The following is a 21,349-nucleotide window of genomic DNA, read 5'->3' as shown; positions in this document are numbered from 1 at the left end:
CAGTGGCGCTCGACGTCTGGTGTATTAGGCTTGACCAGGATTGGATACGACGACTTGGCGCACAATCAGGCCGATCGCGAAGACCCGCGCCGCGCCTCAGACGATCAGGCCCCACCGACGACATCGGGTCGGCGTGCCGGTCGACCGCAGTCGATCAAACGTCGCGTGATCAGGCTGGTGCTCATTCCCAGCGTCGTCGCCCTGGTCGTCTGGCTCGTCGCCTCCGGCTATCTCATCTTCCAGGGCTTCTACAACCGCCAGGTCGCGAACAGTGTCCGGCAGGTGTCGATCCCGGCGGTGTCGGCGCTGTCCTCGATCCAGCAGGAGCGGCGGTTGAGCGTCAGCTACCTGACCCAGCCGTCCCGGGACCTGGGCAGGCTGATCGAGCAACGGCAGCAGACCGATCAGCGGGTGGCCGCCCTGCGCCCGGTCGCCGACTCCGCGCTGGCCAGCGCCCCGGACTCGATCGTGTCACGGTGGCGGACACTGGCGGGCCTGCTCGACGAACTGCCGAGCATACGGAGCACCATCGATTCCCGGTCGGCCAACGGATCGGGTGTCTACGACTTCTACAACCGGCTGCTCGACGCCTCCACCGACCTCTTCGACACCCAGGCGAGAATCGTCCCCGACGTCGCCGCCGCCCAGGGTGGCATCGCGGCGACCGAGGCGTTCCGCGCCAGTGACCTGATGTCGCGGGCAGGCTCCACGATCGACGGTGCGTTCGGTGCCCGTACGCTCAGCCCGGAGGATCACCTCGACTTCACCAGGCTGGTGGGGGCCTACCATGCCGGCCTGACCAACGTGGCGCCGCACCTGGAGCCGGACGCCCGCCAGCGCCTTGCCGCGATCACCGCGAGCGGATCGTGGAAGGAGCTCGCCGCAGCGGAGAGTGCCCTGGTCAGCAGCGGCCCATGGCGCTCCGGCACACCCCGCGCGTTGACGTTCAACCGGACCCAGTGGGAGACCCTCACCCGGCAGGTCTCCGACGAGCTGATCAATCTGACCGTCGTCCAGGCCGACAAGGTCTCGGCCCGGACCCTGCGCACCGGCAACACCCAGCTGCTGACCGCCTCGCTGGGCAGTCTGATCGCGTTGCTCGTCGTCATCGCCGCGATCATCTGGGCGATCCGCCAGTCGCAGATCCTGGTCGACCGGGCGCTGTCGGTCCGCCTCGCCCAGCTCGGTCGGGACGCCGAGGCGGTGGTCGACAAGCAACTGCCCGCCATGATGGACCGGCTCCGCCGACGGGAGAAGGTCGACCTCGCTGCCGAGCTGCCCCTCCAGGAGTACGGCAGCGACGAGATCGGCCGGGTCGCCGAGGTCATCAACCGCTCGTTGCAGGCGGCGGCGGGCGCTGCCGTGGACGAGGCGAAGACCCGGGCGGCGGGTATCGCGATGCTGATGGGTGTCGCCCGGCGTCCGCAACGCCCGCTGCAACGCGGTCTGAAGGTCATCGAGGACCTGCAGAACCGGATCGGTGACGAGAAGCTGTTGGCGGAGCTCTTCGACATCAACCACCAGCTCACCCAGACCCGCCGCTTCCTGGAGAACCTCGTCATCCTGGCAGGCGGCCAGATCGGCAGGCGCTTCCAGAATCCGGTGCCGGTACGGCGGGTGCTGCTGGCGGCCTTCGCCGAGGCCCAGCAGTACCAACGCATCACCCTGCGCAGCGCACCCGACGTGGCGGTCCTCGGCCCGGCGGTGGCCGGCACCGTCCACCTGGTGGCCGAGTTGCTCGACAACGCGCTGGCGTTCTCCCCGCCCGAGACCACGGTCTGGGTCACCTGCATCGAGGTCAAGCGCGGTATCGCGGTGGAGATCGAGGACGCCGGGGTGGGGATGCGGGCGGACGCGTTGGAGCGGGCGAACGAGCTGCTGGCCACCGCGCCCACTCCGGACGTGACGGCGCTCAAGGACGGTGCCCAGGTCGGTCTGCACGTGGTGGCGGAGCTGGCCAAGCGGGACGGCATCCAGGTGAGCCTGCGCGCCTCGGCGTACGGGGGTCTGTTGGCGATCGTGTTGCTGCCCGACCGGGTGATCGCCACCGACCCGTTCACCACCGACCTGGACCGCACCGACCCGGGCGTCCTCCCGCTCGGCGCCGTCGCCACGGCGATGTCGCGCCCCGGCGTCGGGGCGGTGCTGCCGGTCGGCGGTGGCCGACGGGAGCTGCACCCCGCCGCGGGGGCCCGGCCCACCGCGATGGCGACGACGGCGGTGAGCGGCTCGGTGCAGGCGCCGGCCGACCCCGCCGGGGACCGACGGCCCGACCGCACCGGGGGCACCATGACCGAGATTCCGACGCAGCGTGGCGCGGTCCGCGGCGACTCGTCCGCTCCCCAGGTCGCCGACCGTCCGCCCCTGCCGCACCGCCGGCCGCAGCAACACCTCGCCCCCGAGTTGCGGGAGGACGGCCTGCCCGGACAGGCCCCTGACGCGGCGCCGGCCGCCGCCCGGTCACCGGAGGAGGCCCGGGACCGGTTCACCAGGTACCAGCGGGCCTGGGCCGCTGGTCGGGCGGCGAAAAACGGGGACTCAGCCAGCAGAGACGACCAAGGCAGGAAAGCATGACCTACTCGGCATCGCAGAACGATCTGACCTGGATCCTGGACGATCTGGTAGAGGTCCCTGACGTTGTCTACGCGGTTGTCCTGTCCACCGACGGGCTGATCGTGCAGAAATCCACGTCGCTCCCGCAGGACGCCGGGGAGTTGCTTGCCGCCGGCGCGTCGTCCCTGCACAGCATCGCGGCGGGGATGGGCCGACGCTTCGACAGCGGGCCGGTGCAACAGGTCATCATCGAGTACGAGGGGCGGACGCTGTTCGTCGCCGCCGCCGGTCAGAACGCCCGGCTGGCGGTGCTCTGTGAACAGTCCGTCGACATGGGCACCGTCGCGTACGAGATGAGTCGCCTGGTCACCCGGATCGGCGACTACCTCGGCTCCGAGGCCCGCCTGGACGGCGCGGTGCTCGCCGATCGTCCCGGGTCGAAATCATGACGTACGACGTGTGGGACGGCGACGACGAGGCGGAGGCCGGCCGTCTCGTGCCGCTGTACATTCTCGTCAACGGACGGACCAGCCCCCGGAACACCAGCCTGGACCTGGCCACCCAGGTGATCGCCCTCCCGGCCGATCAGAGCCGGTTGGAGCTGGAATACCGGGACATCCTCCACCAGTGCACCGGGTGGATCTCCATCGCCGAGATCGGTGCCTACCTGCACCGCCCGCTGGCCATCACCAAGGTGATGGTCGACGTGCTCCACGAACAGGGGTTTCTGGACATCGGCTCGCCGGCACAGGAGAAGATCGCCGACCGGTGGCTGCTGGAGACGGTTCTCGCCGGCCTCCAGCGGATATAGACAAGAGGGACTGATACACGTGGATCGGAAATCGGTGAAGGTCGTCGTGGCGGGCGGCTTCGGCACCGGCAAGACCACCCTGGTCGGATCGGTCAGCGAGATTCCGCCACTGGTCACCGAGGAGGTCCTCACCCAGGCCAGCATCGGTGTGGACGACATCACCGGGGTCGAGGGCAAGACGAGCACGACGGTCGCGCTGGACTTCGGGCGGATCACCATCAGCAACGACGTCGTGCTCTACCTGTTCGGCACCCCGGGGCAGGACCGGTTCTGGTTCATCTGGGACGAGCTGGCGCAGGGGGCGGTGGGGGCGATCGTGCTTGTCGACACCCGCAGGCTCGGCACCAGCTTCCCGGCCGTCGACTACTTCGAGCGCCGGGGCATCCCGTTCGTCGCCGCCGTCAACCGGTTCTACGGCGAGTGTCCCTACACCGAGGAGGAGATCCGCGCCGCGCTGGAGTTGGACCCGACAGTGCCGCTGTTGTGGTGCGACGCGCGGGACCGGGCCTCCAGCAAGCAGGCGCTGATCGAGCTGGTCCGGCACGCGCTGGCCCGGCTGCCCGCCACCGCCTGAGCTACGCCGGCCCGGCGGCCGGGTGGCCAGGCCACCGCCTGGGCCACGCCGGCCCGCCGGCCCGGCGGCCCGGCACGCCCGGCCTCACCGCCTCGTCGGGAGCTGCGCGAGCCGCACCTTGAAGTGGCGCAGCAGGGGTGGCGACGAGACCACCCGGTAGCCGGTGACCCGCTCGGGTTCCTTGGCGATGTCGGCGAGCACGGCGGCCACGTACTCGAAGTGGGTGTCGGTGTAGACCCGACGCGGGATGGCCAGGCGCACCAGTTCGAAGGGGGCCGGGGTCACCAGCCGGTGCTTGTCGTCCATCCCGCCCAGGTAGAGCGATCCCAACTCGGCGCAGCGGATGCCACCGTCGAGGTAGAGCTGGCAGCCGAGGGCGTGGCCGGGGAACTCCTGCGGTGACAGGTGGGGCAGCAACCGGCCGGCGTTGAGGTAGAGGGCGTGGATGCCCGGCGGTTGCACCGTGTCCACGCCGGCGTCGTTGATCAGCCGGGCCAGCCGGGCGGTGGAGGCGGCCCGTGCCCCGAGGTATGCGGGATCGACCACCTCGCGCAGCCCCTGGGCGAGCCGTTCGAGGTCGTGACCGGCCAGGCCGCCGTAGGTGGAGAAGCCCTCGGTGGCGATCAGGTTCGCCTCGCACCGGGCGTGCAGCTCGTCGTCGCGCAGCCCGATGAGCCCACCGATAGCCGACAGGCCGTCCTTCTTGAGGCTCACCACGCAGCCGTCGGCGAGCCCGAAGGCGTGGGTGGCGATCTGCCGTGGCGTCCAGTCCTGATAGCCCGGCTCGCGCTGCCCGACGAGCCAGGCGTTCTCGGCGAACCGCGCCGCGTCCAGGAAGAACGGCACCCGGTGGTGGCGGCACAGGTCGCGTACGGCGGTGAGGTTGGCCATCGACACCGGTTGCGCGCCGAGGCCGTTGTTGGTGATGGTCATCAGGACCAGCCCGACCCGGTCCCGTTCCGGCCCGGTGAGGGTGCGTTCCAACGCGTCGAGGTCGATGTTCCCCTTGAACGGGTCGGTGCCGTCGAGGTCGAACGCGGCCGGGCAGGGGAGGTCCCGGGGCTCCGCGCCGACCAGTTTGACGTTGGCGTGGGTGGTGTCGAAGTGGGTGTTGCTGAGGCAGAGCTGGCCGGGCTTCAACAGGCTGGTGAAGAGCACCCGTTCGCCGGCCCGGCCCTGGTGCACGGGGAGGATGTGCGGATATCCGGTGAGGTCGTGGACCTCGTCCCGGAACCGGAACCAGGAGCGCGCCCCGGCGTACGACTCGTCGCCGAGCGCGGCGGCAGCCTCCTGCGCGGCCGAGGTGGCCCCGGTGCCGGAGTCCGACAGCAGGTCGATGGTGATCTGGTCGGCGCGCAGGTTGAACGGGTTGAACCCCGCCTCCGCCAGGGCCTCCTGCCGCTCCTGCGGGCTCAGGAAGGGGATCGGCTCGACCACCTTGATCCGGTACGGGGGCAGCATCTTGTACGCGTCCACGGCCACAACTCGCTTTCCGAGGGGATTCAGAGGTGTCCTGCTCCGGCCCAGCCGGTCGGAGCCGCCAGCGCCGCACCGTCCACGGTCGACCGGTGGCGTGCCGGCGGACTCACCTGGTACGCCTCGGCGGACAGGTAGACGGTCACCCCCGGTCGGGGTGCGCCCAGCCGCAGGGACAGGTGCGGGATCAGCCCGACGCCGTCGCGCAGTGGTCGACGGGCCACCGCGGCGAGCGCCCGGTCCAGCACCGTGCGGTCGAACCCGTAGCGGTCCAGCACCGCCACCACCCGGTCGTACGCCTCCTCGTCGTCCTCGACGTAACCCCGGATCGGCACGTAGAGGCTGTAGCCGACGGGCCGGTCGACCCCCTCGACCAGGGTGTAGCTACCCACCAGCGGGAGGCCGACGAACCGGGTCCGGTCGCCACCGGCCAGCGCGCAGAACTCGGCGAGCCGGCTCGCGTCGACGTCGTCGACCACACCGGCCGCCCGGACGACGTCCCGCACCTGGGCGTCGTGGTGGGTCAGGTAGAGCTTGACCCGCGCCTGCGCGCTGTCGTGCAGGTCGAGGGCGAAGAACGTCAGGCGGTCCCGGTGGCCCAGCTCGCCCGGCCGGATGCCGTGGTCGAGCATCGTCTGGTAGGACCTGCCCAGCCCGAGCCGGTGCAGCGCCTCGGACACCAGGCTCGGGGCCCGGTCGACCCCCCTGACCTCCGGGTTGAGGTAGACCTTGAACTCCGGTCGCCGGCCGCTGCGGAATACCAGCGAGCACCAGAGCGCGAACACGCCCTGCGGGTCGTAGGTGGCGAACAGGTCGCGCACCGAATCCAGCCGGGACGTCGACAGGCCGGCGCGGTGCGCCTGGGTGTCCAGGAACCGCTGGGTGGCGAGCATGTTGGCCAACCGGCCCGGCGGCGCTCCCAGCGTCTCGCCCAGAATCCGTACCGTCGGCGGCTCGGTGGGGCTGAAGGCGACGGAGAACTCCACAGGGGTGTGGTCGTCGGCGACGTTGGACGGCCAGGGTGGCGGGGCCGACAACGGCTGCGGACCGGCCGGGCCGAGCAGGCCCTCCAACAGTTCCAGCGGCTCCGCCGCACCGATCCCGACGGCCGCGCACAAGCGCCGCAACTGGTCACCCAGTCGATCGGAAAGGAACACCTCGTCCATCAGTTCCCTCTCCCGATCACGCCGACTGACCGAAAGAGACCTTAGGAATGATTTCGCCACAAGGTCAAGATTGATCACAACTTGCAATGACATAGCAGGATCGAAAATGGCAAATCGCCCCTGATTAACCACTCAGCGTGGCGTACAGGACACGTTACAACACGTTGATGGTTGCGCTGGGACGTGGATCGACGACACTGAGTCGCCCGGGTCGCGCCGTCGCCACGACGTCAGGTCGTACCCCCGGCCGGCGTACCCCCGGCGGAGGGCGGGGCGTCCGGTAGGGAGGCGCGGGCAGCGGCCAGCACCTCCGGGTCGGCGCAGCCTACGGCGTAGCCGGCGATGCGGCGGCGGATGTCCCTGGTGAGCAGTCGGACGCCGATCCGGTCGGCGATCGGGCGCAGGAACGCTGGCCGGCAGCGGAAGCTGTAGCGCCAGGTGGCGACCGTGTGGCCCGGCTCGGGTGCGGGGGCGAACCGCCAGCCGCCGGCGAACATCTCGAAGAACCACGGCCCGCGCACCATCTTCATTCCGACGTTCGTCGGCGGGGCGAAGGAGACGTACTCGCTGATCATCACCAGACCGTGCCGGGACCGGGTGAAGGTGCGCACCCCCTTGCCGGGACGGGTGGCCCCGTCGGTGAAGTGCTGCTCGCGGACAAACGGGTCCCACCGGTAGCGCACCGGCGCGACGGTCTGCGACACCGCGAAGGCCAGCTCCGGTGGGATTCCGACGGTGGTCACCGCCTCGACGACAGGCATCAGCGGCGGGGCGTGACGGCCGACAGCAGCTCCGGCATCCGGCGGTCCAGCACGTCCCCGGCCAGGTACGCCCCGAGCAGCGCCGCCCCCGCCCCGTACGCCGCGCCGACCGGTAGGGCCAGCCAGAGCCAACCGTCGCCGAGCAACCCGGCGGCCACCACCATCGGTACGGCCGCAGCCGCCGAGGCGACCATCGACAGCAGGGTGAGCATGCTCTTGGCGATCCCGGAACCGGTGTTCATCGCGAACGGGTTGCTCGTCTCCGGCAGCGAGTACGCCCCGAGCACCGAGATGAACCCGTTGATCGCCAGCCCCGCACCGTACGCGGCGAGCAGCGCGCCCGCCGCCACCCCGAACCATTCCGGCCGACCGAGCACCACGCTGATGATCAGGGCGACGACGCCCAGCATCGGCAGCACGTACACCGAGAAGGCGGTCATCCGGGCGCGCAGCTCCAGCCGACCCGGCACCCCGGCCACCACGTTCGCCGCGTAGGCGCTGCCGTCGAAACCGAACTGGTTGGCCAGGGTCACCGAGGCGAGCACGCCGACGAAGAGCATCGAGATGCTGAGCAGCACCGGCGACGAGTCCCCGGCGACCTCGAAGCCCTCCGCGCCGGCGGTGAAGCCCGCCCCACCGAGGTTGACCATCACCGGCACGAAGATCCCGACCACCGCGATGGTGATCAGGTTGGCCCGCCGTCGGGCGTCCCGCCACCAGTAGCGGCACTCCCGGGCCACCAGCGCGCCGAACCGGTCCCGACGGGTCCAGCCGACCGCCCGGGGGAAGAGTTGGGCGACCGGGCCACCGGTCGGCGACCGCCGGGCCTTCGTCGGGGCGGCGCTGGCCGCGCCGACCATCGCCGACTCCAGCGACCGGGACCACCAGAACAGCAGCGCCCCGATGGTCGCCGCGGTGATCAGCAGCTTCACCGGGACCGCCCAGGCCCGGCCCTCGGCCACGTCCAGGCCGATCGTCCAGGGCGCGCCGAACGGGGTCCAGCCGACGATCCGGGCCGCCCCGACCAGCCGGTCCCAGTCGGTCGACCGCACCGCGGCCAGCACCACGAGCTGCAACGGGCCGATCGAGGCGGCCACCACGGCCAGCAGCACGGCGGCCAGGTCGCGTACCCGACGGGACCGCAGCATTGTGGCGAACGCGCTTGTCACCGCGCGGCTGGCGGCGACGCAGAGCAGCACTCCGACGACCACCCCGAGGGCGGCGACGACGCCGGCCGCCGCACCACCGAGCAGCGTCGCGCTGACCACCAGCCCGGCCACGGCGACCAGCACCGCGAACACCGGGACACTGACCAGCGCCGCCGTGAACAGCCCGGTGACCAGGGTGCGGCGGGTGAGCGGCAGCAGCGCGAAGCGGGCCGGGTCGAGGGTCTCGTCGACGCCGAAGAAGACAAGTGGCAGCAGCAGCCAGCCGAGCACCAGCACGCCGCCGCCGAACGATGCCGCCATCACCGCGTAGCGGGGTTCGTCGGCGAAGCCGGGGGCGGCGAACATCAGGAAGCCGCCTGCCGCGAACCAGAGCCCGACCAGCACCCCGGTCACGAACAGTGCGACCCGCCAGCCCTGACCGCGGAAGTTGTTGCCCATCACCCGCAGCTTGAGCCGGACGAAGTGGCGCGGGGAGACCGCCCGTACCCGCTCGGCGGGTGTGCTCACCGGGACAGCCACGCCAGCTCCTCACCGGTCGCCGTCCGGCCGCCGACGACCTCGACGAAGACGTCCTCCAGGGACCGCTCGCCGCGTACCTCGGCGAGGGTGCCGACCCGCTTGATGGTGCCCTCGGCGAGGATCGCCACGTGCGAACAGAGCCGCTCGACGACCTCCATCACGTGACTGGAGAAGACCACGGTCCCGCCGCCGACCACGTACCGGTGCAGGATGTCGCGGATCAGCGCCGCCGACACCGGGTCGACCGCCTCGAACGGCTCGTCGAGCACCAGCAGCCGGGGGCCGTGCAGCAGCGCGCAGGCCAGGCCGATCTTCTTCTTCATGCCTGCCGAGTAGTCGACCACCAGGGTCCGGCCGGCGTCGGTGAGGGCCAGCACGTCGAGCAGTTCCGCCGCGCGCTGGTCGACCACCGCCGGGTCCATGCCCCGCAGCAGACCGTGGTACGCCAGCAGCTCCGCCCCGGTGAGCCGGTCGAACAGCCGGACGCCGTCGGGCAGCACGCCGAGCAGCCGTTTGGCCTCGACCGGGTCGCCCCAGACGTCGTGCCCGAGCACCCGGGCCGCACCGTGGTCGGGCCGGAGCAGCCCGACGGCCATCGACAGGGTGGTGGTCTTGCCGGCGCCGTTGGGGCCGAGCAGGCCGTAGAACGAGCCGGCGGGGACGGCCAGGTCCACCCCGGCGACCGCCACCTTGCCGTCGAACTGCTTGGCCAGGCCGCGGAGTGCCAGCGCGGGGTGTTCACCAGTCATGTGTCGACCGTATCCGGACCGGGCGAGTGGCCGCACCCGCTGAGGGACGATCCCGGCTCATCCCCGAGACGGACGGGGTGAGCCGCACCACCCCGGAGATGACGCCGGCCAACCGGACAGAAAGTCAGGAGCGCAGTGACTCGGGCGCGTGCAGGCGGAGCATGGTGGCCCCGACGTCGACCGGGGTGCGGCGTCGGGTCGCCACCGACACCGCGATCATCACGGTGAAGGCGAGCGGCACCGTCCAGGCCGCCGGCTGGGTGGTGAGGGTGGCCGGCCAGCCGGCCAGCGGCGGCCCGAGCACGGTGACCAGCACCGCGCCGATCGCCGCCCCGCCGCCGACAAGCACCCCCGCCGCCGCGCCGAGGTCGGTCAGCCCGCGCCACCAGATGCCGAGCACGAGCAGCGGGCAGAAGCTGGACGCGGCGACCGCGAAGGCCAGCCCGACCACCTGGGAGACGTCCAGCCCGGAGACGTTGAGGGCGAGCACCGCCGGCACCCCGCCGGCGATCACCGTGGCCAGCCGGAAGCCGCGTACCGAGCCGCGCCCCAGCACGTCGGTGGAGATCACCCCGGCGACGCTGGTGAGCAGCCCCGACGAGGTGGACAGGAAGGCGGCGAACGCCCCGGCGGCGACCAGTGCGGCGAGCAGCCGCCCGGTGACGCCGTCGCCGAGCGCCGCCTCGGGCAGCAGCACCACCACCGCGTCGGTCTGCCCGCTGACAAGCAGTTGCGGGGTGTAGATCCGGCCGAGCACGCCGTAGAGGGTGGGCAGCAGATAGAAGACGCCGACCAGGGCCAGCACCACGAGCGTGGTCCGCCGGGCCGCCGCGCCGTCGGGGTTGGTGTAGAAGCGCACCAGCACGTGCGGCAGCCCCATGGTGCCGAGGAAGGTGGCCAGGATCAGCGAGTAGGTGGCGAACAGGCCCCGGTCGTCGTCCCCGGCGGCGCTGGGCAGCAGCCAGTCGGCCGCCCCGGTGGCCACCCCGGACACCTCGGGCACCGGGTCACCGGCGGCGAAGCTCAGCTCGTCGCCGGGGCGTACCTCCCGGATGGTGCCGTCGGGGAAGGTGAGGGCCGCCCGGTGCTCGACCACGACGGTGGTCGCGGTGCGGAACGCCGGCCCGTCGGGCGGGGTCACCGCCGGGCGGGCGTCGGCCTGCCACTGGAGGGCCAGGAAGATCGCGGGTACGGCGAGCGCGGTCAGCTTGAGCCAGTATTGAAAAGCCTGCACGAAGGTGATCGCCCGCATCCCGCCCAGCGCCACGTTGGCGGTGACCACCGCCGCGACCAGCAGCGCCCCCACCGGGTACGGCGAGCCGGCCACCGTGGCCAGGGTGAGCCCGGCGCCCTGCAACTGCGGCACCAGGTAGAGCCAGCCGATGAAGATGACGAAGACGGTGGCCAGGGTGCGCAGCCGGCGGGAACCGAGCCGCAGCTCGCAGAAGTCGGGCAGGGTGAACGCCCCGGAGCGGCGCAGCGGCGCGGCGACGAAGAGCAGCAGCGCCAGGTAGCCGGCGGCGAATCCGACCGGGTACCAGAGCACGTCCACGCCGTACTTGAGGATCAGCCCGGCGATGCCGAGGAAGCTCGCCGCCGACAGGTACTCCCCGCCGATGGCGGCGGCGTTCCAGGTCGGACTCACCGACCGGGACGCGACCAGGAAGTCCGAGGTGGTCCGGGCCAGCCGCAGGCCGTAGAAGCCGATGCCGACGGTGACCAGGGTGACCGCGACGATCGCCGGTACGACGTACCCGTTGCCCATCTCAGCGTTCCGGCCGCTGGACGAGGTCGACGAAGTCCTGCTCGTTGCGTTCGGCGAGCCACACGTACGCCCAGCCGACGGCGATGAGGAAGGGGAACGAGACCACCCCGAGCAGCAGCCAGGGCAGGTTGACGCCGAGCACGGTGACCCGGCCGACCGGGGGTGCGATGGCGAACAGCCAGGGCAGCCCGCCCAGCCCGATCAGCACCAGCAGGCTCATCCGCAGGGCGAGCGTGAGCTGCGCCCGGACCAGGCCCCGGACCAGCGCTTCGCCGACCCGGGTCTGCTGGGCCAGCTCGGTGCGGGTGTGGTCGGCCCGGGTGTCCCGGCGGGTCACCCCGGCCAGCACGATCCGTACCCGCCCGCCCGGCCGGGGGGCCGGCGGCCCGGGGTCCCGGGGCGTCGGTCCGGGATCGTCGTGGGCGGTCACCCGGGCAGTCTCGCCTGCCCGGCCCGAATGTCAAGTGTCGTCCACCGGGGTTGTGGACAACCTGTGGACAACACGCCAGGCCTGTGGACAACGCGACCGCCCTGTGGACGACGACGGCGAGCCGACGGCGAAGATGGCATTACGTCTGATTCGTCCTCACCGGAACGTCACCCGGAGATCATCTGTATCGACCTTGCCGGCATTGACCCAGGCCCCTACGCTGGGGCAGCCAATCCTTTCCTCTTCGAACACGGGGTCTCTATGCGCAAAATCCGCACTATTCTCGGCGTCACTCTCGCCGGAGCATGTGCACTGGCCGTGGTGCCGGGCACGGCGTCCGCGGCTCCGGCCTCCGCGCCGCTGCAGAAGTCGGCGGCCCTCGACGACGTCACCGGTGCCTACTACCCGGTCGCGCCGGCCCGGCTGCTGGACACCCGCGACGGCACCGGTGCGCCGGTCGGCAAGATCGGCGCCGGCAAGAAGGTCGACCTCCAGGTCGCCGGCCGTGGTGGCGTACCGGCCAGCAACGTCGGCGCGGTCGTGCTGAACGTGACCGTCACCGGTCCCACCGCCGCGAGCTTCCTCACCGCCTTCCCGGCGGGCGAGTCCCGGCCCACCGCCTCCTCGGTCAACTTCGCCAAGGGCTGGCTGGGCTCCAACAACGTCACCGTGAAGCTCGGCGCCGGTGGCAAGGTCTCGGTCTTCAACAACAGCGGCTCGACCGACGTGATCGTCGACGTGGTCGGCTTCTACGCGGGCAACGACAACCTCACCAACCGCAACGGCGGCCAGTACGAGTGGTACCTGCCGAAGCGCTACTGGGACACCCGCGAGGACCCGGAGGGCAAGCCCCCGGCCGGTCAGGTGCTGGAATACTCGCTCGACTTCGACGACGCCTACAACCCGCACGTCAAGTCGCTGGTCTTCAACCTCACCGCCGTCTCGCCGGCCAAGTCCGGCTTCCTCACCGCGTGGTCCGGTGCGGGCGCCCGGCCGACCGCCTCGACGGTGAACTACCTCGCCGGTAAGAACGTGCCGAACCTGTCCTTCGTGCAGACCACCCCCTGCACCGGCACCGAGCAGTACAACTGGTGCACCCCCGGTGCGCCGAAGTTCAAGATCTACACCTCGCAGGCCGCGCACGTCCTGGTCGACCTGGTCGGCGTGGTCGACGACGGCGAGTCCCCGTACGGCATGCGGTTCGCGCCGCTGAGCCCGACCCGGATCGTGGACAGCCGGACGAACCTGGGCATCTCCGGGGCCATCCCGGCGGGCGGGGTCCGCAAGGTCACCGCGCCGGCCGAGCTGGTCACCGAGGACACCGGGGTGCTGGCGATGAACGTCACTGCGGTCACCCCGACCAACAACACGGTCGTCACCACCTGGCCGGCGGACTTCGACGACATCGGCAAGCCGGACACGAGCAACCTGAACCCGTACGCGGGCCAGGTCGTCTCCAACGGCGTGCTCGGCGTCATCGGCCCGAACGCCGCGTTCAACGTGCACAACCTCTCCGGCAGCACCCACCTGGTCGCTGACGTGGTCGGCACGTTCTACTACCCGGCCGCCTCCAAGACGGCCAAGTCGCTCACGGCCAAGACGGCCACGTCGGACGCGGTCCCTTCCGCCAACCGGCGCTGACGACACCGGTAACACCGCAGGGCGCCCCGACCGTTCGGTCGGGGCGCTCTCGCATCCGGGCGGTCGACGATCCGGTAAGTGCACAATGCCCTTTCTTGGCATTCCATCAATACGGCCTTGCCGCTGGTGATCACCACCCATAGTGTGTGGTCCACAATCACTCTTCATTTTCCACGGGGTATTCATGCGCATTTTCCGCGCTCTTCTCGGCATGAGCGTCGCCGGGGCCTGTGCGCTGGCCGTACTGCCGGGGGTGGCGCTCGCCGCACCCACCGCGCCGTACACGGTCGTCACTCTCGACATCGGCGAGACCTCCTCACCGGCGGTGAAGTCGGGGGTCTTCTCCGCTCCCACGTTCACCGTCTCGGTGCTGCCCCAGACCGACGGCAGCACGTGGATGTACTTCCGGAACGGCCCGGCGGACTCCCGGCTGTCGCTCCAGGTCAGGGCCCCGTTGGGGCAGAGCTTCGTCGCCGGCCGGACCTACCCCACGACGAGGTTCGGCGACGAGGGCACCGCCCGGCTGGACATCACGTCCGACTACGGGTGTGGCAATCCCACCGGCAGCCTGACGGTCCGGGCCGCCGGTATCGACCCGCTGACCGACCAACTGACCAGCCTGGCCGCCTCCTACTCCTACAACTGCGACAACCGTGGTGACGCCACCGGCGAGATCCGGTGGAACTCCGACGTCGAGTACGCAGCCCTGGTGTCCGCCCCCGCGCCTGTGGACTTCGGTCAGCTCAAGGTCGAGAGCCCGCCCGAGACCCGGACGGTCACCTACCGTTCCGAGGGCACCCTGCCGGTGACCCTCGGCAGTGCGACGTTGGCCGGCACCGATCCCGCGCACTTCCAGATCGCCACCAACGCCTGCACCGGTCGAACCCTCGCCCCCGGGGCGAGTTGCACGATGACGGTGTCCGCCACGGCCAGGCGGGCCGGCACCTTCGCCGCCAACCTGGTGCTTGCCGACGACAGCGCCTACGGCAAGCGACTGGTGCGCCTGACGTTCACCGCGACCGACACCGCCGTGGGGACCTACTACCCGGTGGGTCCTTCGCGGGTGATGGACACCCGTAGCGGCCTGGGCGTCCGCAAGGGCAAGCTGGGGCCGGGGCAGAAGGTCGACCTCCAGATCACCGGGCGGGGCGGGGTGCCGTCGGGTGGTGTCGGTTCGGTAGTGCTCAACGTGACGGTGGCCAACCCGACGGCGAGCAGCTTCCTGACGGTCTACCCGGCAGGTGAGGGGCGGCCGACCGCCTCCTCGATCAACTTCCCGAAGTCCTGGTTGGGCTCCAACAACGTCACCGTCAAGCTCGGCTCGGGTGGCAAGGTGTCGGTCTACAACCACGCCGGTTCCACCGACGCCGTGGTCGACGTGGTCGGCTGGTACGCGGGCAGCGACACGGTGGTGGCCAGCCGCGGCATGGGTGGCCAGTACCAGTGGTTCAACCCGGTGCGGATTCTCGACACCCGCGCGGGCGGCGGCAAGGCCCTGCCGGGTGGCTGGTCGATCACCGCCTGGGTCGACTTCGTGCCGGAGTTCAAGTCCCACGTGCGGGCCTACGTTCTCAACATCACGGCCGTCTCGCCGAAGAAGAACGGATACCTGACCGCCTGGAGCGGGATGGCGGACGTGCCGCTGACCTCGACTGTCAACTACGCGGCGGGCAAGGTGGTGCCGAACCTCGCGATCGTGGAGTCCAGCCCCTGCTTCGCGGAGTACTGCGACGGCGAGTCGTACGGGGCTCCGTCGTACGAGATCTACACCTCGGCGACCTCGCACATCGTGGTCGACCTGGTGGGCGTGATCGACGACGCGACGATCGTGGACGGGCTCCGGTTCACTCCGCGTAGCCCCACCCGGATCGTCGACAGCCGCACCGGCCAGGGCATCCCCGGGGCGCTCGGTCCGGGTTCGGTCCGGAAGGTGAGCCCGCCACCGGCCCTGCTCACCGACACCACCGAGGTGGTGGCGATGAACGTGACAGCCGTGGCTCCGTCGAAGAACACCGTGGTCACGGTCTGGCCGGCGGACACGGCGAAGCCCAGGCCGAACGCGAGCAACCTCAACCCCGCCGCGGGACAGACCGTGTCCAACGCCGTTCTCGGCCAGTTGGGACCGAACCAGGCGTTCAACGTGCACAACCTCTCGGGCAACGTCCACCTGGTGGCGGATGTGGTGGGCACGTTCTACAGGTACTCCGGCACCGACAGTCGGTACGGCAGGGGCGCCGCCCGCACCACCGGGCGGCCGACGGTGGTGGGCGCGGGCGCGCTTCCCCCGACCCGACGCTGATCCGATCCGGGGACGGGCACCGGTCCTTCGACCGTGCCCGTCCCCGGCCATCTCCTTCTCTCACCACGGGGGTAATCATGAACAGAATTCGCGTTCTACTCGGCGTGTTCGTCGCCGGGGTCTGCGCGGCCACTGCGATACCGGCGTCGGCGCTCGCCGCGCCGTCAACAGTCCTCACCCCGGTCGAGGTGTCGGCGCTCCCCAGTGTGGTCGGCACCTACTACCCGATGGCGACGCCCACCCGGATCCTGGACACGCGTACCGGCAACGGTGCGCCGAAGGGCAAGATCGGTGCGGGTCGGAAGATCGATCTTCAGGTGGCCGGTCGCAGCGGGCTGCCGGCGACCGGCATCGGCGCGGTGGTCCTGAACGTGACAGTCAGCGGCCCCACGGCGAACAGCTTCGTCACCGTCTACCCGGGCGGCGAGGCGCTGCCGACGGCTTCCACGGTCAACTTCGCCAAGGGCTGGCTGGGTTCCAACAACACCACCGTCAAGCTCGGTGCCGGCGGCAAGGTGTCGGTCTACAACCGCAACGGCGAGACCGACGTGGTGATCGACGTGGTCGGCTTCTACGCCGGTGACGAGAGCATCATGGCCGAGCGCGGGATGGGCGGTCAGGTGCAGTGGTACGAGCCGTACCGGATCATGGACACCCGCACCCGGGGGGTGATCCCCGCCGGGGGCGAGTTCAACGCCTGGATCGACTTCCACGCCTACAACGCCAAGGTGAAGGGGCTGATCCTCAACGTCACGGCGGTGAGCCCGCAGAAGGCCGGTTTCCTCACCGTCTGGTCGGGTGAGGGGGCCCGACCGAACTCCTCCACCGTCAACTACGCGGCGGGCAAGGTGGTGCCGAACCTGTCGTACGTGAAGACGGTGCCGTGCCCCTCGGGTGGTTGCAACGGGGCTACCGGCGCGGCGCGCTACCGGTTCTACACGTCGGCGACCACCCACATCGTGGTGGACCTGGTCGGGGTGATCGACGACGGCACCGAGGTCGACGGCATGCGATTCACCCCGACGAGCCCGACCCGCATCGTGGACAGCCGGATCGGGCAGGGCCTGCCGGCGGCGCTCGGAGCGAACGAGGCGGGGAAGGTCACCGCGCCGGCCGTGCTGTTGACCGAGGCGACCCAGGTGCTGGCGATGAACGTCACCGCTGTCGCTCCCACGGCCAACACCGTGATCACCGTCTGGCCCGCCGACACCGGGATGTCGAAGCCGACCGCGAGCAACCTGAACCCCGCGCCGGGTCAGGTCGTCTCCAACGGGGTGCTGGGGGTGCTCGGCCCACAGGACGCGTTCTACGTCAGCAACCTGTCGGGCAGCACCAACCTGGTGGCCGACGTGGTCGGCACGTTCTCCGTGTATCCGGGCACGGCGGCCGGCACCCGGCGTACCACTGGCAAGCCTGCGGTGGCCGGCAGCGGCTGGTCGATCGCGCTCGGCTGACCGACCCGGCGGAACAGAAGGGCGTCCCGGCTTCGGTCGGGACGCCCTTCGGCCGTTCGGCAACCCGTCCCCCGCGTCCGGCCACCGCCGGTTCGACGGGCAGCGGCCGCCAGCGCGGTTCCCCGGGCTCAGCCGGCGGCCGGATCCCGGGTGTCGGCCGGTACGACCAGCGGTGCTCCGGTGACCGGATCGGGGACGACCTGGTTCGGGATCCCGAAGACCTCGGCGACGAGTTCGGCACCCACAGTCGAGGCGGGACTACCCTCGGCCACGATCCGGCCGTCGCGCATCGCCACGAGATGGGTGGCGTACCGGGCCGCGTGGTTGAGGTCGTGCAGCACGGCCACGACGGTGCGGCCCTGGGCGACCAGGCGGTGCAGCACGTTGAGCACGTCGATCTGGTGCGCCACGTCCAGGTAGGTGGTGGGCTCGTCGAGCAGGACGACCGGGGTCTGCTGGGCCAGCACCATGGCGATCCAGGCCCGCTGTCGTTGCCCGCCGGAGAGTTCGTCGACCCGACGGTCGGCCAGGTCGGTCGTGCCGGTCGAGTCGAGGGCCGACTCGACGGCCTCCTCGTCGGCGTGCGAGAAGCGGCGGAGCACCCGCTGGTGGGCGTAGCGGCCCCGGCCGACCAGTTCCCGGACGGTGATCCCCTCGGGCGCGGTCATGGTCTGCGGTAGGAGCGCGATCCGGCGGGCGCGTTCCTTCGCCGGCAGGGCGACCAGGTCCGCTCCGTCCAGCAGGACCCGCCCCACGGCGGGGCGGAGCAGCCCGGACAGCGACCGCAGGAGCGTCGACTTGCCGCACGCATTCGGCCCGATGAGCACGGTGAACGAGCCGTCCGGGACCGCGAAGGACAGTTCCTCGCTGACGATCCGCTGGTCATAGCGGAGGGTGACGCGTTCCGCGCGGAGTCGGGCGTTCAACTGGTCGACCATCGGGCCCTCCTGATCTCGTGGACGAGCAGCCAGAGCAGGTACCCGCCGCCGACGGTGATCGTCACCACCCCCACCGGCACGGTCAGCGGGATCACGTGCTGGGCGACCAGGTCGGAGCCGAGCAGCAGCAACGCCCCCACCACGGCGGTGGCGGCGAGCGGCATGCCCGGTGTCCGGACGAGCCGGCGGGCGATCTGTGGGGCGGCCAGGGCGACGAAGGAGATTGGACCGGCCACCGTGGTGACGGCGCTGACCAGGATGACCGCGATCAGCACGAGGGCGGCGCGGTTCCGGTCGACAGCGACTCCACTGGCGGCGGCGACGTCGTCGCCCAGCTCCAGCTGGGCCAGGGCCGCCGACCACAGGCCGGTGATCGCCAGCAACGCCAGGATGACCCCGACGGCGGGCCAGACCACTTCGGCGGTGGCGGTGTTGAGTGAGCCGGCGCCCCAGGCTGCGGCGAAGAGCGCCGTCTCCAGGTCGGCACGGAGCAACAACCAGGTGTTTGTGGCGGCGAGCATCGAAGAGACCCCGACACCCACCACGATGAACCGGAACCCGGAGAGCCCGTCCCGGTAGGCGAGCAGGTAGATCGCCAGGGCGGCCAGCAGGCCACCGGCGAGCGAGCCGAGCATCAGCAGGTGCCAGCCGCCGCCGAGCAGCAGCAGGGCGATGAGCATTCCGGAGAACGAGCCGTTTGCCAGGCCGATGATGTCCGGGCTGGCCAACGGGTTGCGGGTGATGGTCTGGAAGATCGCACCGGCGATGCCGAGCGCCGCGCCGAAGGTGACGGCGGCGGCGATGCGGGGCAACCGCCACTCCAGCACGACCGTGCGGGTCAGCCCGTCGATCCGGCCGCCGAGCACACCGAGGACCTCGTCGAAGCGGAGCGGGAAGTCACCCGCCCAGAGACCGACCACCGCCAGCGCCGTGACGACGAGCGCCACGACGGCGCAGACGGCGGCCTCCCGCACACCGACGGCCACGTGCCGACGGTCGGTGCCGATCACCAGCCGGCGGCGTCCACCGGTGAGCCGGACCGGCCGGTTCCCGACGCTCACAGTGCGGTCGCCTGTCGGCGTCGGACCAGCGCGATCAGCACCGGCGCACCCACGAACGCGGTGACGATGCCGACCGGCATCTCGCTGGGTAGGACGGCGACCCGGCCGAGTACGTCGGCCAGCAGCACCAGGACGCCGCCGGCCAGCATGGAGCCGGCGAGGATTCGGCGCTGGTCGGTACCGACGCCCCACCGCACCAGGTGCGGCACCACGAGCCCGACGAACGAGATGGGGCCGGCGATGGCGCTCGCCCCACCGGCGAGCAGGGTCACCGCGCCCAGCACGAGCAGTCGGGTCCGGACGAGGCTCACTCCCTGCGCGGCGGCGAGGTCCGGGCCGAGTGCGAACGCGTTCAGGCTGCGCGCCGCGAACAGCGCCGCGAACAGCCCGGCTGCGATCAGTGGCAGCACCGGCAGCAGCACGGCGGTGTCGCGTTCGAGCAGGCTGCCCGCGTTCCAGCCGCGCATCCGGTCGAAGGTGTCGGGGTGGGTGAGGGTGATTCCGGTGGTCAGTCCGGCCAGCACCGCGCCGGTCGCCACCCCGGTCACCAGCAGCCGGCTCGGGGTGGCCCGCAGGTCGGCGGCCCCGCCGACGGCGTACACGGCGACGGCGATCAGGAGCGCGCCGAGCAGGGCCAGCCACATGTAGGCGGCCGGCGAGGTCACCCCGAAGAAGGCGATGCCGGCGGCGACGAACGCGGCGGCACCGGCATTGACGCCGAGGATGCCCGGTTCGGCGAGCGCATTGCGGGTGAACGCCTGCATCAGGGCACCCGCGACCCCGAGCCCGGCACCGACCAGCAACCCGGCCAGGGTGCGCGGCAGGCGCTGTCCCCAGACCACGTACTGCGCGGTCTCGGTGCCCGCACCCCGCAGCGCCGCCCACACGTCCGACGGGGGCACCGGGTTCGCACCGACGAAGATCGACAGCACCAGCGAGCCCAGGAGCACGGCGACCGCCCCGGCCAGCCAGCGCCGGGTGGTACGGCGGCGCGCGGCGCGGCCGGTGGTCGGCCGTGCCGCGCGCGCGGATGCGGTGGTGGTCAACTCGACGCGGTGAGGATGCGTTCGAGGTCGTCGAGGACGGTCTGTCCGCCGACCGTACCGACCCCGGTGATCCAGAACGACTGGTCGACCAGGTGCAGGCGGGGGAAGGCGGCGGCGTTGGCACTGACCGAGGCCGGGATGGTGCTGCGGTCGTTCACGTCGACGGTGGTGACGAAGACGTGGTCGGCCTTGGCCTCCAGCACCCGTTCGGGGGAGATGTCGACCGAGATGGAGTTCTCCCAGTCGCGCGGCGGGGTCTTGAAGCCGACGCACTCCAGGGCGCTGCCCGCGAAGGAGGTGGGTCCGTACAGCGTGAGGACGCCGTCCCGGGGGCGGACGAGCTGTGCGGTCTTGCCGGCGGTGCCGAACTTGTCGGCGATCTCCGCGCACCGCTGCCGGTAGCTGGTGAGGAGCTTGTCAGCGGAGTCCGCACCGCCGAGCGTGGTCGCGGTGAACCGGACGTTGTCCTGCCACGGGTCCGTCTGCGAGGCCATGAAGACCGTCGGGGCGACGGCGCTGAGCTGGTCGTAGAGGGCGGAGTGCCGGGATTCGGTGCCGACGATCAGGTCGGGCTTGAGGGCCGCGATCTTCTGCACGTTGGGTTCCTGGACGGTGCCGACGGTGGTGATCCCGGCGGCCTTGTCCCCCAGGTACTTCGGCACCCCGGCGGCCTCGTTGAGCACGGCCGCGCCGACCGGGGTGATCTCCAGGGCGATGGCGGTGTCGAGCTGTACCGGTTCGAGGACGACGACCCGGGCCGGCTTGGCCGGCACGTCGGCCTTGCCGCGCGCGTGCTCGACGCTTCTGGTGTCACCGACGCCGCTCGCCTGGTCGGAGTCCGCGGAGCCGCAGGCGGCCACGGCGAACGCCATCGTCGAGGCGACGGTGAGGGCGAGCAGGCGTCGGTGGATTGTTCGAGGGGTTGGCGAGCGCATGG

The 21,349-nt window shown here is 71.1% G+C and carries 18 protein-coding genes; 7 read left to right on the top strand and 11 right to left on the bottom strand.

Annotated elements, in window-relative coordinates; genetic code table 11:
• Positions 1 to 165 precede the first annotated feature (165 nt).
• The 4 genes from AC0AIB_RS15635 to AC0AIB_RS15620 are packed head-to-tail and all read left to right on the top strand — an operon-like array spanning position 166 to position 3,938.
• Entirely contained in the window at positions 166 to 2,574 is a 2,409-nt protein-coding gene (locus AC0AIB_RS15635) for a sensor histidine kinase (protein ID WP_328341058.1), read from the top strand.
• Complete coding sequence (locus AC0AIB_RS15630) at positions 2,571 to 3,002, top strand: roadblock/LC7 domain-containing protein (RefSeq protein ID WP_328341060.1); 432 nt, start codon at positions 2,571 to 2,573, stop codon at positions 3,000 to 3,002. The genes AC0AIB_RS15635 and AC0AIB_RS15630 overlap by 4 nt, the downstream gene beginning before the upstream one ends.
• On the top strand, positions 2,999 to 3,364 hold the full coding sequence (locus AC0AIB_RS15625) for a DUF742 domain-containing protein (protein ID WP_328341061.1): 366 nt from the start codon (positions 2,999 to 3,001) through the stop codon (positions 3,362 to 3,364). Before AC0AIB_RS15630 ends, AC0AIB_RS15625 begins: the two co-directional genes overlap by 4 nt.
• Before the next feature lie 34 nt (positions 3,365 to 3,398).
• Positions 3,399 to 3,938, top strand: coding sequence for a GTP-binding protein (locus AC0AIB_RS15620; RefSeq protein ID WP_328341063.1), 540 nt, complete (start codon positions 3,399 to 3,401; stop codon positions 3,936 to 3,938).
• 84 nt (positions 3,939 to 4,022) lie between these two features.
• Here the strand turns inward: AC0AIB_RS15620 and AC0AIB_RS15615 are convergent, their stop codons facing one another.
• The 7 genes from AC0AIB_RS15615 to AC0AIB_RS15585 all read right to left on the bottom strand — a co-directional run bounded on the left by AC0AIB_RS15615 (position 4,023) and on the right by AC0AIB_RS15585 (position 11,973).
• Complete coding sequence (locus AC0AIB_RS15615) at positions 4,023 to 5,414, bottom strand: tryptophanase (protein ID WP_328341065.1); 1,392 nt, start codon at positions 5,412 to 5,414, stop codon at positions 4,023 to 4,025.
• 26 nt (positions 5,415 to 5,440) lie between these two features.
• Positions 5,441 to 6,580, bottom strand: coding sequence for a tryptophan dimethylallyltransferase family protein (locus AC0AIB_RS15610; RefSeq protein WP_328341067.1), 1,140 nt, complete (start codon positions 6,578 to 6,580; stop codon positions 5,441 to 5,443).
• 230 nt (positions 6,581 to 6,810) lie between these two features.
• On the bottom strand, positions 6,811 to 7,341 hold the full coding sequence (locus tag AC0AIB_RS15605; protein WP_465096949.1) for an SRPBCC family protein: 531 nt from the start codon (positions 7,339 to 7,341) through the stop codon (positions 6,811 to 6,813).
• On the bottom strand, positions 7,341 to 9,029 hold the full coding sequence (locus tag AC0AIB_RS15600; protein WP_465096948.1) for an ABC transporter permease: 1,689 nt from the start codon (positions 9,027 to 9,029) through the stop codon (positions 7,341 to 7,343). Before AC0AIB_RS15600 ends, AC0AIB_RS15605 begins: the two co-directional genes overlap by 1 nt.
• Positions 9,014 to 9,778 carry an ABC transporter ATP-binding protein gene (locus AC0AIB_RS15595; RefSeq protein ID WP_328341117.1) on the bottom strand — a complete coding sequence of 255 codons (765 nt, stop codon included), beginning with the start codon at positions 9,776 to 9,778 and terminating at the stop codon, positions 9,014 to 9,016. Before AC0AIB_RS15595 ends, AC0AIB_RS15600 begins: the two co-directional genes overlap by 16 nt.
• 124 nt (positions 9,779 to 9,902) lie before the next feature.
• Positions 9,903 to 11,543, bottom strand: coding sequence for a sodium/solute symporter (locus tag AC0AIB_RS15590; protein ID WP_465096947.1), 1,641 nt, complete (start codon positions 11,541 to 11,543; stop codon positions 9,903 to 9,905).
• 1 nt (position 11,544) lies between these two features.
• Entirely contained in the window at positions 11,545 to 11,973 is a 429-nt protein-coding gene (locus AC0AIB_RS15585) for a hypothetical protein (protein WP_442930591.1), read from the bottom strand.
• Positions 11,974 to 12,234: 261 nt separating this feature from the next.
• On the opposite strand from AC0AIB_RS15585, the gene AC0AIB_RS15580 reads away from it, so the two are divergent.
• From AC0AIB_RS15580 to AC0AIB_RS15570, 3 genes are all read left to right on the top strand, one after another.
• Entirely contained in the window at positions 12,235 to 13,614 is a 1,380-nt protein-coding gene (locus AC0AIB_RS15580) for a hypothetical protein (RefSeq protein ID WP_465096946.1), read from the top strand.
• Between the two features lie 184 nt (positions 13,615 to 13,798).
• The gene (locus tag AC0AIB_RS15575; protein ID WP_328341123.1) at positions 13,799 to 15,913 is read left to right on the top strand and encodes a choice-of-anchor D domain-containing protein; all 2,115 of its coding nucleotides are present in this window, start codon (positions 13,799 to 13,801) and stop codon (positions 15,911 to 15,913) included.
• Positions 15,914 to 15,990: 77 nt separating this feature from the next.
• Positions 15,991 to 17,367, top strand: a complete 1,377-nt coding sequence (locus tag AC0AIB_RS15570) for a hypothetical protein (RefSeq protein ID WP_465096945.1) — start codon at positions 15,991 to 15,993, stop codon at positions 17,365 to 17,367.
• 128 nt (positions 17,368 to 17,495) lie between these two features.
• Here AC0AIB_RS15570 and AC0AIB_RS15565 read toward each other — a convergent pair whose 3' ends face one another.
• The 4 genes from AC0AIB_RS15565 to AC0AIB_RS15550 are packed head-to-tail and all read right to left on the bottom strand — an operon-like array spanning position 17,496 to position 21,347.
• A complete protein-coding gene (locus tag AC0AIB_RS15565; protein WP_328348962.1) occupies positions 17,496 to 18,293 on the bottom strand; it encodes an ABC transporter ATP-binding protein in 798 nt (265 codons plus the stop codon).
• Positions 18,290 to 19,366: a FecCD family ABC transporter permease gene (locus AC0AIB_RS15560; protein ID WP_465096944.1), complete on the bottom strand. Its 1,077-nt coding sequence runs from the start codon at positions 19,364 to 19,366 to the stop codon at positions 18,290 to 18,292. The genes AC0AIB_RS15565 and AC0AIB_RS15560 overlap by 4 nt, the downstream gene beginning before the upstream one ends.
• The gene (locus AC0AIB_RS15555) at positions 19,363 to 20,412 is read right to left on the bottom strand and encodes a FecCD family ABC transporter permease (protein WP_465096943.1); all 1,050 of its coding nucleotides are present in this window, start codon (positions 20,410 to 20,412) and stop codon (positions 19,363 to 19,365) included. The genes AC0AIB_RS15560 and AC0AIB_RS15555 overlap by 4 nt, the downstream gene beginning before the upstream one ends.
• On the bottom strand, positions 20,409 to 21,347 hold the full coding sequence (locus AC0AIB_RS15550) for an ABC transporter substrate-binding protein (protein ID WP_328341131.1): 939 nt from the start codon (positions 21,345 to 21,347) through the stop codon (positions 20,409 to 20,411). The genes AC0AIB_RS15555 and AC0AIB_RS15550 overlap by 4 nt, the downstream gene beginning before the upstream one ends.
• Between the last annotated feature and the right edge of the window lie 2 nt (positions 21,348 to 21,349).

This window comes from Micromonospora sp. DSM 43699 (assembly GCF_055517075.1).
This window is presented reverse-complemented; position numbering and strand designations above follow the sequence as displayed.